The organism is Mammaliicoccus fleurettii, from assembly GCF_002018435.1.
Classification (GTDB): Bacteria; Bacillota; Bacilli; order Staphylococcales; family Staphylococcaceae; genus Mammaliicoccus; species Mammaliicoccus fleurettii.
In genome coordinates this window covers 24,670-40,440 of the sequence record NZ_MWJM01000011.1, presented here as the reverse complement: position 1 = coordinate 40,440, position 15,771 = coordinate 24,670, and the positions used below count along the sequence as shown (strand labels likewise).

At 35.6% G+C, this 15,771-nt stretch carries 14 protein-coding genes and 1 pseudogene; 8 read left to right on the top strand and 7 right to left on the bottom strand.

Annotated elements, in window-relative coordinates; genetic code table 11:
* Positions 1–6: 6 nt before the first annotated feature.
* The 4 genes from B2G86_RS09545 to B2G86_RS09530 all read right to left on the bottom strand — a co-directional run bounded on the left by B2G86_RS09545 (position 7) and on the right by B2G86_RS09530 (position 4,162).
* Positions 7–1,266 (bottom strand): PTS galactitol transporter subunit IIC, encoded by a 1,260-nt coding sequence (locus tag B2G86_RS09545; RefSeq protein WP_078357874.1) that lies wholly within the window; start codon positions 1,264–1,266, stop codon positions 7–9.
* Between the two features lie 89 nt (positions 1,267–1,355).
* Positions 1,356–1,634, bottom strand: a complete 279-nt coding sequence (locus B2G86_RS09540) for a PTS sugar transporter subunit IIB (RefSeq protein WP_078357873.1) — start codon at positions 1,632–1,634, stop codon at positions 1,356–1,358.
* A gap of 55 nt (positions 1,635–1,689) precedes the next feature.
* A complete protein-coding gene (locus B2G86_RS09535) occupies positions 1,690–2,157 on the bottom strand; it encodes a PTS sugar transporter subunit IIA (protein ID WP_078357872.1) in 468 nt (155 codons plus the stop codon).
* 19 nt (positions 2,158–2,176) lie between these two features.
* On the bottom strand, positions 2,177–4,162 hold the full coding sequence (locus B2G86_RS09530) for a BglG family transcription antiterminator (RefSeq protein ID WP_338011996.1): 1,986 nt from the start codon (positions 4,160–4,162) through the stop codon (positions 2,177–2,179).
* A 360-nt stretch (positions 4,163–4,522) separates the two neighbouring features.
* Between B2G86_RS09530 and B2G86_RS09525 the strand changes: the two genes are divergently transcribed.
* The gene (locus B2G86_RS09525; protein WP_078357870.1) at positions 4,523–5,233 is read left to right on the top strand and encodes a MerR family transcriptional regulator; all 711 of its coding nucleotides are present in this window, start codon (positions 4,523–4,525) and stop codon (positions 5,231–5,233) included.
* 304 nt (positions 5,234–5,537) lie between these two features.
* Here the strand turns inward: B2G86_RS09525 and isaB are convergent, their stop codons facing one another.
* The gene (gene isaB, locus B2G86_RS09520; protein WP_078357869.1) at positions 5,538–6,044 is read right to left on the bottom strand and encodes an immunodominant staphylococcal antigen IsaB family protein; all 507 of its coding nucleotides are present in this window, start codon (positions 6,042–6,044) and stop codon (positions 5,538–5,540) included.
* Between the two features lie 814 nt (positions 6,045–6,858).
* On the opposite strand from isaB, the gene B2G86_RS09515 reads away from it, so the two are divergent.
* Positions 6,859–8,127, top strand: a complete 1,269-nt coding sequence (locus B2G86_RS09515) for a pyruvate MFS transporter (protein WP_078357868.1) — start codon at positions 6,859–6,861, stop codon at positions 8,125–8,127.
* Positions 8,128–8,171: 44 nt separating this feature from the next.
* Here the strand turns inward: B2G86_RS09515 and B2G86_RS09510 are convergent, their stop codons facing one another.
* Entirely contained in the window at positions 8,172–8,459 is a 288-nt protein-coding gene (locus B2G86_RS09510; protein WP_078357867.1) for a putative quinol monooxygenase, read from the bottom strand.
* A 222-nt stretch (positions 8,460–8,681) separates the two neighbouring features.
* Between B2G86_RS09510 and B2G86_RS09505 the strand changes: the two genes are divergently transcribed.
* From B2G86_RS09505 to B2G86_RS13645, 4 genes and pseudogenes are all read left to right on the top strand, one after another.
* Complete coding sequence (locus tag B2G86_RS09505; RefSeq protein ID WP_078357866.1) at positions 8,682–9,680, top strand: NADP-dependent oxidoreductase; 999 nt, start codon at positions 8,682–8,684, stop codon at positions 9,678–9,680.
* A 158-nt stretch (positions 9,681–9,838) separates the two neighbouring features.
* The gene (locus tag B2G86_RS09500; RefSeq protein ID WP_239700440.1) at positions 9,839–11,014 is read left to right on the top strand and encodes a YbfB/YjiJ family MFS transporter; all 1,176 of its coding nucleotides are present in this window, start codon (positions 9,839–9,841) and stop codon (positions 11,012–11,014) included.
* Positions 11,015–11,032: 18 nt separating this feature from the next.
* Positions 11,033–11,389 (top strand): DUF2200 domain-containing protein, encoded by a 357-nt coding sequence (locus B2G86_RS09495; protein WP_078357864.1) that lies wholly within the window; start codon positions 11,033–11,035, stop codon positions 11,387–11,389.
* A gap of 620 nt (positions 11,390–12,009) precedes the next feature.
* Positions 12,010–12,108: pseudogene (locus B2G86_RS13645) on the top strand (YSIRK-type signal peptide-containing protein); the annotation flags it as partial.
* A gap of 14 nt (positions 12,109–12,122) precedes the next feature.
* Here the strand turns inward: B2G86_RS13645 and B2G86_RS13215 are convergent.
* Positions 12,123–12,752, bottom strand: coding sequence for a hypothetical protein (locus tag B2G86_RS13215; RefSeq protein WP_142242934.1), 630 nt, complete (start codon positions 12,750–12,752; stop codon positions 12,123–12,125).
* 659 nt (positions 12,753–13,411) lie between these two features.
* On the opposite strand from B2G86_RS13215, the gene B2G86_RS13210 reads away from it, so the two are divergent.
* Together B2G86_RS13210 and B2G86_RS13565 are read left to right on the top strand one after the other, a co-directional pair.
* Positions 13,412–15,307, top strand: a complete 1,896-nt coding sequence (locus B2G86_RS13210; protein WP_420798274.1) for a hypothetical protein — start codon at positions 13,412–13,414, stop codon at positions 15,305–15,307.
* Positions 15,308–15,375: 68 nt separating this feature from the next.
* Positions 15,376–15,654 carry an LPXTG cell wall anchor domain-containing protein gene (locus tag B2G86_RS13565; RefSeq protein ID WP_142242936.1) on the top strand — a complete coding sequence of 93 codons (279 nt, stop codon included), beginning with the start codon at positions 15,376–15,378 and terminating at the stop codon, positions 15,652–15,654.
* Positions 15,655–15,771 lie beyond the last annotated feature (117 nt).

Sequence of the window (15,771 nt, the reverse complement as noted above, 5' to 3'; positions counted from 1 at the left end):
TTAATGTTAGTTGAACAAATCAAAGAACTTGAAGATAATATAGTTTAAGATGTTACCACCTTGGTCAAGACTTGAGATTTGTGATGATCCTGATGGCATTTTAACGTTTGTACCGTCAGCCATACTTGTGAAAATAGGTGCTACATCAGTTGCAATGTATAGTGAGATAGCAATCATAATTGTACCGACAATAACAGAGTGAATGATGTTACCACGTGCTGCTCCTACTATGAATGCTACGATAAATGGAATAGTTGCTAAGTCACCAAAAGGTAATACTTGGTTACCTGGTAAAATAACTGCTAATAACACTGTGATTGGAACTAAGATTAATGCTGTTGAAATAACTGCAGGGTGTCCTAAAGCTACAGCAGCATCTAAACCAATGTAAATTTCGCGGTCTCCGAAACGTTTGTTTAACCAAGTACGTGCTGATTCAGATACAGGCATTAAACCTTCCATAAGAATCTTAACCATACGAGGCATTAATACCATAACTGCCGCCATAGACATACCTAAGTTGATAACATCTCCAGCATTGTATCCAGCTAATAAACCGATAGCTAAACCAAGTACAAGACCTACGAAGATAGATTCACCAAAAGCACCAAATCTTTTTTGAATAGTGTCTGGATCAGCGTTTAATTTGTTGATACCAGGGATTTTTTGAAGTCCTTTAACTAAGAAAATACCAGGTACATAAGAAATCGTACTACCAGTTGCAATTGATACGCCTGGTAAATCATAGAATTTGCTCATCATTGGAGCAGTCCAGTCAGCTACTTTTAAGCAGACGATTTGGAATAATGCAGCAGCAACTAGTGACTGCCAAATGCTACCAGATATTGCATAAACCATAGCACCACAGAATGTATAGTGCCAGAAGTTCCAAATATCAACGTTCATCGTTCTAGTCGTCTTAGTTAACAACATAATGACATTAATTACGATACCTAATGGAATAATAAATGCTGCTATAACAGAAGCCCATGCAATTGAAGAAGTTGCTGGCCAACCTACATCAATCACGTTTAAGCTAACCCCTAAGTTTTTAACCATTGCTTGTGCAGCAGGTCCTAAGTTGTTAACAAGTAAATCAATTACTAAGAAAATACCTACGAAGGCAACACCAATCGTTAAACCAGATCTAAATGCTGCACCGACTTTTTGTCTGAAGAATAATCCTAATAGGAATATGACAATCGGTAAAATAACCGTTGCACCTAAATCAAGAAAAGCTTGAATAAAATTTACGAAACCATTCATTCTCTACACCATCCTCTTTTTTAAAAGAATGAGGGTGAAATATCATGATTCTTATTTCAACCTCATGCTAGATTTTAAATTTAGTTGTTTTAACTTTGTAATACTTCTAGAATTTCTTTTTTCGTATCTTCAATTCCGATACCAGTTAAGAAGTTACGAGCATTAATTACTGGGAAATCGTATTGTTTTTGAGTCATTGCTGTTGTAACTAATAAATCAGCTGTATCAACATAAGGACCGACTTCAGTGATTTTAATTTGTTTTATATCTAATTTAATGTTGTGTTCTTTAGCCATTTCCTCGATTGCGTTATTTACCACTGTTGATGTTGCGATTCCTGCTCCACATGCTACTAATACTTGTTTCATAATAATTTCCTCCTAATTTGAGTCGATATAAGAATCAACTCTTCCATTTAATTTTTTATGCTTCACTTAGTTCTTTGTCTATTGCATCTACAATTGATTGTTTATCTTTTGCATTAGCAATGAACGATAGTAATTGATCATTTTGGAAAATGCCCATTAATTTTTGCAATAATGAAAGTTGAGCATCTTCTTTATCCATTGCTAACATGAAAATTAATTTAACATCTGTTGTTTCTTCCAGCTCTCCCATAATGACAAATGGAACTGTTTCTTTTAGAACTGCAATACCTATTGATTTTGATTCGACATGTTGTATATCGGTATGCGGGATTGCAACGGAACAATATACAGTTGGTAAACCAGTTGCAAATGATTTTTCTCTTTCAATAACAGCGTCTTTGTAAGTATCTTTGACATAACCGTTTTGGCGCATGACCTCTGATAACTTACTCAATGCTTCCACATTTGTCGTTGCCTCTAAATCAAGAATGACGTTTGAGACATCGATTTTTAAATCTTGCATTTTATGCAACCCCTTTGATTTAATCTATTTTTGAAAAATGTTGAATAATTTCTAATATATCTTTTTTTGAATCTGCCTTAACAATTTGTTGAATTGCATCATTATCTTGAGACATATCTCTCAATTGAAGTAGAGGTCTCAAATGCTTAAATTTGTCTGTTGCAGCTATCACTACAAAAATTTGAACTTTGAATCCAGTACTTAACTCAAGAGGTTCTTCCAATACCAACATACTCATTGATGTTCTATGAACGACTTGGTCTCCTTCTGCATGAGGGATTGCGATGTTTTGGTTGATAACCATATAAGTATCATCGAAAGCTTTATGCATTTTATCTATATATTGAGAATCAATATATTTCATTTTGACAAGCGGTTCGGCTGTTAAGCGAATGGCTTCTTCGATGTCAACAACACTATGAACAAAACGTATATGATTCGTTGGTAACAGATCTTGTAAATTCAAAGTACTATTGATTGATAATGTTGATGCCTTCACAGAGGAATAAGCATACGTATCTTCAAATTGTTCTTTAACTTTTTTGGAAAGTTCAGATTCATTATGAACTGTTGCATGCTCTCTGATAATTGACAGCATTTTTTCTACTTGTATATCAGTTTCTATTGTGTTGTTTAATTGTCCAAACACATGCTGACGTAATTCGTGTTTTTCTTGAGCAGTTAATATTGTTTTAGTGATGTATAATCGTTTATTCGTCATGATATGCATTGGAGAAAATACAATGTCAAAATCTAACTCATATTGATTAAAATCACGTAACGACAAAGCATCTAGAAATATAAATTCTGGAAATACACTACGTAATTCTTGTAGCATCAGCTGTGAAATGGAAGTACCTTGTGTGCAAACTACCACTGCTTTTACTTTTTGTTCGATTTCTTCGTCTTGTCTTCTTAAACTGCCTCCAATTAAAATGGTTAAATAAGCAATTTCATTTTCTGGCAATGAGTGACCGAAAAACTTTTCTAAAGGTTTAGATGATAGTTTTACGAGATGAAAGAGTTCTTTATAATCTTCTTTCAATGAATTTTCTAAACCATCTATATCAGACAATTCATATCTAATACGATAAAAAGCTGGTTCCATATGAAGCATCAGTTGATTCATTAAAGATTCTCTATCAGTAAAATTAATAAAAGTAATTTTTTCAAATTGTTCAATCATTTCTTCGAGTGCCTTATTTAACTCTGGAATATGTTGAACATCACTGATATCTGACCATTGAACACTTGTTGCGAGTAGTTGCAATGTTATAAATAATTTCTCTTGTCTTGGAATATCTGAATATGTTGATGTCAGTATTTCTGTTGCTTGATATTCTTTTGTATCAGATAAGTCATCATAACCAATAGAAAATGATGAAACGATTTTGTCGTGCTTGATTCTTCGTAAAATTAAGTAAAGTTTATATGGTAATGTTCGAGTACTTTGATCAATAAATTTTCTATCTAAATATTGTTCGATTTTTGAAATTTGGATATTAATTAAATCAATTTTATCTTCTTCAACCTTTAAACCATTTACAATATCAGACTGAGAAATTTGCAATGTGAATGCTTTATCGACTAGCCTCATAAGAAGGCGACGTATTTCAAACTCATCACCAACTAAGTAGTAACCATTTGTACGACTATACTGAAGATTAACTTCATAAGGTTTGAGAAGTTCTTTCAACTTTTTAATATCATTCAAAATAGTATTTTTACTAACTTCTAAATCTATTGAAAAGTGATTTAATGAAAGTCCTTCTTCTTCACTAAACAACATCAACAAAATGAGATGCGCGCGTTGGTAAGAAGTGTATACCTGCTCATTTTCTTGATAGGTGGATTCGTTTGGAACATTTAGAAATTCTTTAATTCTGTCATCAACGATAAAATAACCTTGGCTAGTTCGTTCGATTTCCGGATAATCTTGTTCTTTAAACCAGTCATTTAACTTTTGAATCCTATATCCTAGTTGTCTGCGAGAAATGTTAAACATTGATTCTAAGTCTTTACCTTTAATTTTGGGGTTTTTAATCATTTCTGAAATGATATTAAAGTTTTCCTTCTGTATTTTGAATCCCTCCTTTGTTGTTAAATATAACTTAACACAGCACATCAAAGAGTTGTACAAACGTTAATCACAAATGTTATATAAATAGTTGTACACCGTTGTGATTAACAGTTGAGAATCCCTAATGTACTGCTCTTTTGTAAATGTTTTATTTTGAACACATACTATTAATAGTGCGGGTAGACTTCCCTGGATTTTTTGAGAAAAGTATAAGTTAAAGCTTGATAATGACGTTGCGTCATCAAGTACAATTGAGATAAGAAAAATGAAACAGGAGGAATTAATATGAATAAAACAACTGGAGAAGTAGCAAGTTTATGTAACGTTACAGTTAGAACCGTTCAATATTATGATAAAAAAGGAGTTATTAGCCCTAGTAATACTTCAGAAAACAAACGAAGACTTTATACTGAAGAGGACATCAATCAATTAAGACTAGTACTAACGTTGAAAGATATGAACTTTTCATTAAAAGAAATAAAAGAACTATTGAATTCAAACCATTCAATCAATACATTGAATATCTTATTAAGCGAGAAACTATTAGATCTCCAAAACGGAATACAACAGCAGTCAGAACAAGTAGAACAAATTAAATTTATAAGAGAGAATATAAGTAAAGAAAGTGAATATCCAGTATCAAACGTACTTAATTTAAAAAACAAATCAAAAAAGCATCAAGAAATGAAAACATTCAGAAGAAACTTTATGGGCATATCATTAATAGTAGGTGCATTTCAATATAGTAGTATTATCACATCAATTAAGAAGAAAAAGTGGCAACCCATAATTACCGTATATCCATTTATTTTTATATATGCAGCAATAGCAACAAAGAAATACTATTCAGTAGTAAGTTACTTATGCCCAAATTGTCAACAAGAGTTCAAACCACTGTTCTCAGAATGGTTTAAGTCCAATCACACTTACCAAACAAGAAAATTAGAATGCCCACATTGTGGCGTTGAGAGTTACTGCATAGAAACACATGTTTAATAGGAAAAGAGTAGAAAGTGTTGTTTATAAAGGGGTACGTTATGAACAAAAGTTGGTAAAATTGCTGAAAAGAGGTGTGTTAAAAGCAAGTTTCAGTGAAATTGCTGAAAAGAGATGCGTTAAAAGCAGTTCTAGGTAAAATTGCTGATAAGAGGTGTGTTAAAAGCAGTTCTAAGTAAAATTGCTGATATGGATATCTTTACAAGATGAGAGGCTGAGACAAATTAATTTGTCTTAGCCTCTTAACATTCTATAAAATTAGATTTGTATATTACTAACTTCTTCATATATTAAAGTATTACTTTTATTGAGGTATTACGCCAAGTTCCATATGAACGAGATAACCATCTTCATCAAATGATGCAAGGTAGTATTGGTTTAATGTTCCATATTTTAAATATTGGTCACCTTTTTCTACTATCATTGTTGGTTCATGTGCTTTTTTAAATTCTTCTTTTGTTACAACACCTGATTTGACATCAAACATGATTGTTCCAACTTTACCGTTTTGATCTTTCATTATTTTTGTATCGTATACTTCTGTGGATTTTCCTCCAGTACCTGTTTTGGCGTCAGGATCTGTTTGATAGCCATTAATTGTAACATTGTCCGCATATAAAGATTCAACAAAATTATAATCTAATACAAAGTTAGGATTATTGTATGTGTATCCGTCGTAGTTATACCATGGTGTAGTTTCTGTCTCTGATTGAGCTGCAATTGCATCATCTGTATTTCCGACAGCTGTTACACCAAATAATAATCCTGTCGATAGGGCAGTTGTACCTATCAATTGATATACTTTTTTCATCGTCTTCACTCCCTTTAATTGATATAACATCTCTATTGGCTGGGTGTCAGGAAATAACTTGTAATATTACGATACCCTTAATGAACTACATAAACCAAAAAATAAAATGATTGAACATAAATGTCCATATTCACACAAGTCGAGAGAAGTGTAACTATAGATATCCATATTCACACAAGTCGAGAGAAGTGTAACTATGGGTGCCCATATTCACACAAGCCGAGAGAAGTGTAACTATAGATATCCATGTTCACACAAGTCGAAAGAAGTGTAACTATGGATGCCCATATTCACACAAATTGGAAGAAGTGTAACTATAGATGCCCATGTTCACACAAATTGGAAGAAGTGTAACTATAGATATCCATGTTCACACAAGTCGAAAGAAGTGTAACTATAGATATCCATATTCACACAAGTCGAAATAAGTGTAACTATAGATATCCATGTTCACACAAGTTGGAAGAAGTGTAACTATAGATATCCATGTTCACACAAGTCGAGAGAAGTGTAACTATAGATATCCATGTTCACACAAATCGAAAGAAGTGTAACTATAGATATCCATATTCACACAAGTCGAAAGAAGTGTAACTACGGTCATCTATTTACACACAAATTTGCAGAGTATTGTATGATAGACCCCGTCAATTCAAGTGTTTTGTGTATTTATTCACAATAAAATATATGCCGATTTTTTAAATTTTATATTGTAAGCGTTTCCTAATTATGCTATATTCGACTTACTAATAATTAAAGTCATCATATGACCGCATGAATATAAAGGGAAATTAATTAAGAAAGTTGGATATTTATGAATGAAAAAAGAACTAATATAAGATGGTATTTTGCTATAGCATTCTTCATCATAGGGATTATTGCATATATGGACCGTTCAAACATCTCTATTATTGCTGGGCCGATGATGGAAGATTTAAATATGAACAAAACTCAATTCGGGTTCTTAGCATCCTTCTTCTCACTAGGTTATGCTTTAATGCAAGTACCTTCAGGAATTCTTGCTGAGAAATTTGGACCTAAGAAAATGTTAACAATCGCTTTACTATGGTGGAGTGCATTTACGATTTTAACTGGTGTTGTTAAAAATCATGGTTTACTATACTTTGTACGTTTCTTATTTGGTATTGGTGAAGCACCAATGTACCCATCAAATGCTGTGTTTAATAGTTATTGGTTTAACAAAAATGAAAAAGGCCGTGCTTCTTCAGCACTATTAGCCGGATCATATTTTGGACCAGTTATTGCACCAATCGTTACAATCGCTATTATGACTTCATTCGGTTGGGAAGCAGTGTTCTATATCTTTGGTTTTATAGGTATAATTATTGCGATTTTATGGGCAATTATCGCTAAAGACTTACCTGAACAACATAAAATGGTAAACGAAGCTGAGAAGAAATTTATTATGCAAACGCGTGATGTAGTGGATACTGAAAAAACATCTGCACCATGGAAAATCTTCTTTAGTCGTTTTAGCTTTTATGCTATTGCAGCACAATACTTTGTAGTACAGTTCGTAATTACATTATTCTTAATTTGGTTACCTACATATATACACGAAGAGTATCATGTTGATTTTGAAAAAATGGGCTTCATTGCTGGTGCTCCATGGTTAGCAATGTTTGTACTGATTATGTTAGGTGGAACAATTTCAGATAAAATTTTATCAAGCGGTAAATCTAAGTTTGCTGCACGTGGTATTATCGCAATCACTGGATTCGTCGTATTCTGTATTTCATTATACTTTGCCTTAGCTACTGATAACTTATACTTGAATATCTTCTGGTTATCACTTTGTCTTGGTGGAGTAGGTTTATCAATGGGAATGAGTTGGGCAACAGCTACAGACTTAGGTCGTAACTTTGCCGGTACTGTTTCTGGTTGGATGAACTTATGGGGTAATATAGGTGCGCTATTAAGTCCGATTTTAGCTGGTTTCTTAGCAGACAAAATTGGTTGGACATGGACATTACAATTAATGATGGTTCCTGTAGTATTCGCAATTATCATGTGGTTCTTTATTAAACCTGATAATCCGTTAGTTAAAGATAAAACTGTATAAAACAAAAAATCTATTGCCATAAAAGTGGCAATAGATTTTTTTTATTATTCTTTATTTAAACTTACTTTAATATCTGCAGGTCCAGCTAGTAATGGTTTTACATTGCTAAAGAAGCTTAAGAAATGTTCACTATTATTATGTGATTCAATTGCTTCTTGGTTCTCCCAAATTTCATACATTAAATAAGTATTTTCTTTTTCTGTAGACTTAAAGTGTTCGTAACCGATATTTCCTTCTTCGTTTCTTGATGATTCAACTAAATTTTTTATTAATGATTCATATTGTTCAACAGATTGTGATTGAACTTCGAATTTAGCATTTATAATAATCATAAGATGACCTCTTTCTCTCTATCAATTTTATTTACTATAATGCATCATGACAGAACATAATAGAAAAGTAAATTTTAAAAGCTTAGAATTTCTATGGTTTTATTGAAATATCGAATTAAAGTAAAAACAAATTATTTGAGTCTCTTATTAATCAAGTCTAATATCTATTTATATAAAGGAAATAAATTGAATAATTTTTAGTTATAAATTAGGAGGAAAATCATGAAAAATGAACAAATAGTATTAGCTAAAAGAACAGAAGGTATTCCTCAAGATGATGTATTTCGCTATGAAGAGATCGACGTTAGAGAACCAAATAGCGACGAAGTATTATTAAAAACGATATATGTATCCGTTGATCCTTATATGAGAGGTAGAATGAACGATTCAAAAAGTTACACGCAGTCATATGAATTAGATAAACCTTTTAACGGGCATATCGTAGCTGAAGTAGTTCAATCTAACTCTAGTGAATTACAAAAAGGAGACGTTGTTACGGGTGTATTGCCTTGGCAAAAATTTATAACCATTAACCAAAAATACGTAACTAAAATAGCTTCTAATGAAGTACCGTTTTACTTATATTTAAGTGTACTCGGTATGCCAGGAATGACAGCTTATCAAGGATTGTTGAAAATTGGTAAACCACAAGAAGGAGAAACTGTAGTTGTTTCAGCAGCTTCAGGAGCAGTAGGGTCAGTAGTTGGACAAATTGCTAAACTTAAAGGTGCTCATGTTGTTGGTATAGCAGGCGGCTCCGAGAAAGTTAATTATTTAACTGAGACGTTAGGTTTCGATGAAGGTGTAGATTATAAAAAAGACGATTTTGCTGAAAAACTTGAAAAAGCAGTACCAAATGGAATAGATGTATATTTTGAAAATGTAGGTGGAGAACTTTCAGACGAAGTATTTAAACACCTTAATAAATTTGCACGAATTCCAGTTTGTGGCGCAATATCTTCATATAATCTTAAAGGTGAGGACATTGGACCTCGCATACAACAAACACTTATAAAAAACCAAGCACTTATGCAAGGTTTTATAGTTGCTCAATTTAATGAAGACGTTAAAGAAGCTAGTGAACAATTAGCACAATGGGTACAAGAAGGTAAAATAAAATCAGAAGTAACAATAGATGAAGGATTTGACCAAATACCAAATGCATTCCGTAAATTATTTACAGGAGATAATTTTGGTAAGCAAGTCATTAAAGTATCATAATAATATAGTAAATAAAAAGCATGCCCAATCCAAAATTATTAATAGTGGATATGGCGTGCTTTTTATTTTTCTTCTCTTCTTTCTCTTTTAAATTCATCTTGTGTATTCATGCTATGAGAGAGATAATATTACTTAAAAGAGAAAACGAGGTGCGTAAATTGTCAGCTAGTAAAGCGTATAAACAACTAATATTAGGTATGCTATCACTTTTTATTGTTATGGCGATTGGACGTTTTTCTTATACGCCCATTTTACCTTTCATGCAAAAAGCAACGCATTTAAGCAATCAAGACGCTGGATTATTAGCTACAATCAACTATTTAGGTTACTTGATTGGTGCGATGATTCCTACATTCTTAATTATGAGAAGCAAGGTCATTGATTTAAAAATATATTTATTAATCAACATTATTTCTGTATTACTTATGGGCTTTACGCATGACTTTATTACTTGGAATGTTCTGAGGTTTGTAGCTGGTATTACGAGCGGTACTGTATTTGTACTTGCTTCTAATGTCGTATTAGAAGGTTTAAATAAAGGCGGTAAGTCTCATTTATCTGGATTTTTATACAGTGGTGTTGGAATTGGAATATTCACGAGTAGTATTTTTGTTCAATTATATACAGATAGCGAGACATGGTCATCTACTTGGATCATATTAGGTGTAGCTTCTTTATTAATGGGTTCAATTGTTATTTTCTTAATGAAAGATATAAAGGAACCTTTAAATTTGAAGCAAAAGAAATTAAATATTGAGACTGATAAAAATGAAACATATACAAAATGGTTTATGGTGTTCTTTTCAATTGCTTATTTACTAGAAGGAGCGGGGTATATCGTTACAGGTACTTTCTTAGTCGCTATTGTTGAATCTATACCAAATCTAAAAGAATATGCTGCATTAAGTTGGATGTTTGTTGGTTTAACAGCAATACCTTCGTGTGTATTATGGTCCGTTTTAGGGAATAAGATAGGATATATTAAAGCGATTTATCTTGCATTTATGCTTCAATTTATAGGCGTTATATTGCCAGTGTTTTCACATACTACAATAAGCTTAATTATAAGTTCATGTTTATTTGGAGGAACTTTCTTAGGGTTAACGACTTTATTTATGTCACGAGGACAAATAATGAGTGCAATATCTGGTAAAAATTTAGTAGCACTATTAACATTTTTCTATAGCCTCGGACAAGTTATTGCACCATATTTTGCAGGAATATTAATTGGAGATACTAATAATTATAATGGTGCACTTATTTTTGCATCATCACTATTAGTGTTAGCGATTATTGCTATATTTTTAAGTCAAAGACAACGTCAACAAACATAAACGAAAGAAGGATAAAACATGAAAAAAGAAAAAGTATATGCAATGCCAGTTTCAAGTGTATATCCACATTACGTTACTAAAGCAGAGAAAAAAGGAAAAACAAAAGAAGACGTAGATGAAATCATCCTTTGGCTAACAGGTTATAGCCAGCAAGAATTAGAAGAAATTTTAGAAAATAAAACCGACTTTGAAACATTTTTCAAAGAAGCACCAAACAAAAATCCAAATAGAAAACTTATCAAAGGCGTTATTTGTGGAATAAGAGTAGAGGAAATCGAAGAACCACTAATGCAAGAAATAAGATATTTAGACAAACTAATTGATGAACTTGCAAGAGGAAAGAAAAAAGAGAATATATTTAGAAAAGAAAAGTAAGATTCTTGGGACTCAATGAATCTTAAATGTTACATTTCTTATGATTGCTATCATTCCTTAAACCAAATATTGTGAAATTGACAATATTTGGTTTAAGGAATGATGTTGAAAGTGATTTCTGCAAATGGCATTATTGCTAAAATGAAAAATCAAAAGATTAATTATGACAAGGTGATAAATTTATTGAAGCACCTTATGAACCTCACAAATTTATGAAAATGAAGAATATTTATTCAAAAACGAAGCAGATTATTTGTTTCGTTTTTTTATTTTAGAATAAATTGTTATATTCGTATAAAATTTATTTTTGAATTGAAAAAATTTCGTAAAATTTCATTCATTATATATAGTCTGAAAAATAAAATTTTATTTAATAAATATTTAGAAGATGTTATAGGAACTACTATATATTTTCGAATATATTGATAGTCATAAGGTACTGAATTTACAACTATAAAATCCATAAATATTCATTAGATGTAAAATTATAACAATTTACAAATTTTATATAAGTATAACTTGGTTGTATAAAATTGGAATTACAATAAAAAAAGATAGTGCAAAATTAAAATAATATAGTAACATTAAGGTGTAATATTATAATTTGGGGGGAGTTAGAGATGAGAGAAAAGAGAAGATATTCGATTCGTAAGTTTTCAGTAGGAGCAGGATCAGTTTTAATAGGTTTGACGCTATATTCGGGGATAAATAAAGTTGAGGCAAGTGAAAATAATCAAGAAACAATAATTAGTATTGAAAACAATGCTTCTGATGATAAAGAAGATGCAGATAATTCAATACCCACATCTAAAGAAAATATCTTAAATACTACACAAGAAGAACCGGTTTCAAAATCAATTGAACAAAATATACAAACTGAAAAAAGCACATCACCTTTAGAAAAGCAGTCATCAGAAGAAATAGATAAGGAAGTACCATCGAAAGGTGAAGATACTTTATCACAGGAAGAACCGGTAACAGAAGAAACGCCAACACAAGATGAAGGTACTACTGGGCCAGCATCAGAAGAACAAATACCAGAAGAAATAGATAAGAAAGAACCAACGAAAGGTGAAGATACTTCATCACAAGAAGAACCGGTAACAGAAGAAACGCCAACACAAGATGAAGGTACTACTGGGCTAGCATCAGAAGAACAAATACCAGAAGAAATAGATAAGGAAGAACCAACGAAAGGTGAAGATACTTCATCACAAGAAGAACCGGTAACAGAAGAAACGCCAACACAAGATGAAGGAACTAGTGAACCAGCATCAGAAGAACAAATACCAGAAGAAATAGATAAAGATGTACCATCGAAAGATGAAGATACTTCATCACAAGAAGAACTTGCTTTGGACAAAGAAAAATCAACAAATGATGTTAGCACAATAGAAGAAACACCAACACAAGATAAAGAAACTACGTCATCAACAGAAAAGCAGCCTGAAGGTGTATTTAAAACACAAAGAACTGAACCAACGAGCTCGAGACAAATAAGTTCAAGATTAGCTGCACTTGCGGATGTAACGCTTCTTGGAGATATGGATTTGAATGCTACGCATAATAATGGGCAATTAGAATTAAAACTAGAAGGAAGACCATTAATTAACTTAGGTTTATTAAGTACATATCCAACATTCCAATTACCACCTCAATTTCAAGCTCTAATGTCTGATCCAAATTTTAGAAATGCTGTTAAAATTGATTACGATTTACCTTCATTAGCTGTTCTATTACCTAGAAGAACTGGAACTATTTCAGGTGATGATTTAAATATTGATCCGAATACGGGACGTATTTATGGAATTGCTCCTAACTTAATTTCAGTAGGTGCTCTTAATAGAATTACTTATACACTAACAATTGATTTAAATCAGTTAACAGAAGGTGGAATTCTACCTGAATCAGATGAGCCAGGAAGACATGAATATAATTTTAGATCTGCAGTAGGTTCTGGTTTAATTGATGTAGATTTACTTGCTAATAGTGGTGATGAGGATACAATTATTATAGAAGACGATGCCGACGCTGACGCAGATGCTGACGCCGATGCTGACGCCGATGCAGATGCTGATGCCGACGCAGACGCAGATGCAGATGCCGATGCCGATGCCGACGCGGATGCCGATGCTGACGCGGATGCCGACGCAGACGCAGATGCTGATGCTGATGCCGACGCAGACGCAGACGCCGATGCCGACGCAGACGCAGATGCCGATGCCGATGCTGACGCCGATGCTGACGCCGATGCAGATGCCGATGCTGACGCTGACGCCGATGCTGACGCCGATGCAGATGCCGACGCAGACGCAGACGCAGATGCCGATGCCGATGCAGATGCCGACGCAGACGCAGATGCCGATGCCGATGCCGATGCTGACGCAGACGCAGATGCCGATGCCGATGCCGATGCTGACGCTGACGCTGACGCCGATGCTGACGCCGATGCTGACGCCGATGCTGATGCCGATGCTGACGCTGACGCCGATGCTGACGCTGACGCCGATGCCGACGCAGATGCTGATGCCGATGCTGATGCAGACGCGGATGCTGACGCCGATGCCGATGCTGATGCAGACGCGGATGCTGATGCAGATGCCGATGCTGACGCTGACGCCGATGCCGATGCTGACGCAGATGCAGATGCAGACGCTGACGCCGACGCTGACGCCGATGCCGATGCCGATGCCGACGCTGACGCAGATGCCGATGCTGATGCGGATGCTGATGCCGACGCAGATGCTGATGCTGATGCTGATGCCGATGCTGATGCCGATGCTGATGCTGATGCAGATGCCGATGCTGATGCCGATGCTGATGCTGACGCTGATGCTGACGCTGATGCTGATGCTGACGCTGACGCAGATGCTGACGCCGATGCTGATGCCGACGCGGATGCTGACGCGGATGCGGACGCCGACGCCGATGCTGATGCTGATGCTGATGCTGATGCGGATGCTGATGCCGACGCGGATGCTGACGCAGATGCCGACGCCGATGCTGATGCTGACGCTGATGCTGATGCTGACGCAGACGCAGACGCTGATGCTGATGCTGATGCTGACGCCGATGCCGACGCAGATGCCGATGCTGACGCAGATGCAGATGCCGATGCTGATGCAGATGCCGACGCAGACGCAGATGCCGATGCCGATGCTGACGCCGATGCTGACGCGGACGCCGATGCTGACGCTGACGCTGACGCGGACGCGGACGCAGATGCCGATGCTGATGCTGATGCTGACGCGGACGCCGATGCCGATGCTGATGCTGACGCCGATGCAGATGCAGATGCCGACGCAGACGCAGATGCCGATGCCGATGCTGACGCCGATGCTGACGCTGACGCCGATGCTGACGCTGACGCGGATGCCGACGCAGATGCTGATGCTGACGCGGACGCGGACGCCGATGCCGATGCTGATGCAGATGCTGACGCGGACGCGGACGCCGATGCCGATGCCGATGCTGATGCTGATGCTGATGCTGACGCCGATGCTGACGCGGATGCCGATGCTGACGCAGATGCCGATGCTGACGCTGACGCTGACGCAGATGCCGATGCTGATGCTGACGCCGATGCCGACGCTGACGCGGATGCCGATGCCGATGCCGATGCTGACGCTGATGCCGACGCAGACGCTGACGCAGATGCCGATGCTGATGCTGATGCCGACGCAGATGCCGATGCCGATGCCGATGCCGATGCAGATGCTGACGCCGATGCTGACGCAGACGCAGACGCAGACGCCGATGCTGACGCTGACGCAGACGCAGACGCCGATGCTGACGCAGATGCCGATGCTGACTCGGATGCTGATGCTGACTCGGATGCTGACTCGGATGCTGACGCAGATGCCGATGCCGACGCAGATGCTGACGCCAACGCTGAGGCCGCGCTTAATGACAATATAGGTGGGTCTAATAATAATTCTGATTCAGTTTTAAATGATAAAGGTAGCAGTTATGAGGTAAGTGAAGGAATGAATGATAATACTTCTTCAAATTTAAATCATTTAGAAAATAGAATTGTAGATACTCAAGATGAGCAAAGCAGTGGAGATCAAAACAATGAAGTAAGTACTAATAATGTAAGTAATTCTACTAATTTAGAATTTAGCACTGAAAACACAGATAAGGAAAAGCTTCCAGATACTGGAGAAGTGAAGTCTAACGATAGTACTTTACTTGCAACGTTATTAGCAGGTCTTGGCTCAATATTCTTATTTGGCAGAAGAAGAAAATCTCAAAATAAAGAATAAGTAATATTTAAGTTTGATTGTGGCTAAACCTCTATCGGTTTAGCCACTTTATTATAAATAATTATTTTAATTCAGAATATAATTACTTAAAAACAGTAATAAAACAATAGTTATAGT

What these genes read in the sequence shown, in the direction of transcription:
- B2G86_RS09540 (WP_078357873.1), bottom strand. Translation starts at nt 1,634, where the DNA reads ATGAAACAAGTATTAGTAGCATGTGGAGCAGGAATCGCAACATCAACA.
- B2G86_RS09505 (WP_078357866.1), top strand. Translation starts at nt 8,682, where the DNA reads ATGAAAAATGAACAAATAGTATTAGCTAAAAGAACAGAAGGTATTCCT.
- B2G86_RS09510 (WP_078357867.1), bottom strand. Translation starts at nt 8,459, where the DNA reads ATGATTATTATAAATGCTAAATTCGAAGTTCAATCACAATCTGTTGAA.
- B2G86_RS09530 (WP_338011996.1), bottom strand. Translation starts at nt 4,162, where the DNA reads ATGTTTAACATTTCTCGCAGACAACTAGGATATAGGATTCAAAAGTTA.
- isaB (WP_078357869.1), bottom strand. Translation starts at nt 6,044, where the DNA reads ATGAAAAAAGTATATCAATTGATAGGTACAACTGCCCTATCGACAGGA.
- B2G86_RS09525 (WP_078357870.1), top strand. Translation starts at nt 4,523, where the DNA reads ATGAATAAAACAACTGGAGAAGTAGCAAGTTTATGTAACGTTACAGTT.
- B2G86_RS09545 (WP_078357874.1), bottom strand. Translation starts at nt 1,266, where the DNA reads ATGAATGGTTTCGTAAATTTTATTCAAGCTTTTCTTGATTTAGGTGCA.
- B2G86_RS09495 (WP_078357864.1), top strand. Translation starts at nt 11,033, where the DNA reads ATGAAAAAAGAAAAAGTATATGCAATGCCAGTTTCAAGTGTATATCCA.
- B2G86_RS13565 (WP_142242936.1), top strand. Translation starts at nt 15,376, where the DNA reads ATGAATGATAATACTTCTTCAAATTTAAATCATTTAGAAAATAGAATT.
- B2G86_RS13210 (WP_420798274.1), top strand. Translation starts at nt 13,412, where the DNA reads ATGCCGACGCTGACGCAGATGCTGACGCCGATGCTGACGCCGATGCAG.
- B2G86_RS09535 (WP_078357872.1), bottom strand. Translation starts at nt 2,157, where the DNA reads ATGCAAGATTTAAAAATCGATGTCTCAAACGTCATTCTTGATTTAGAG.
- B2G86_RS09515 (WP_078357868.1), top strand. Translation starts at nt 6,859, where the DNA reads ATGAATGAAAAAAGAACTAATATAAGATGGTATTTTGCTATAGCATTC.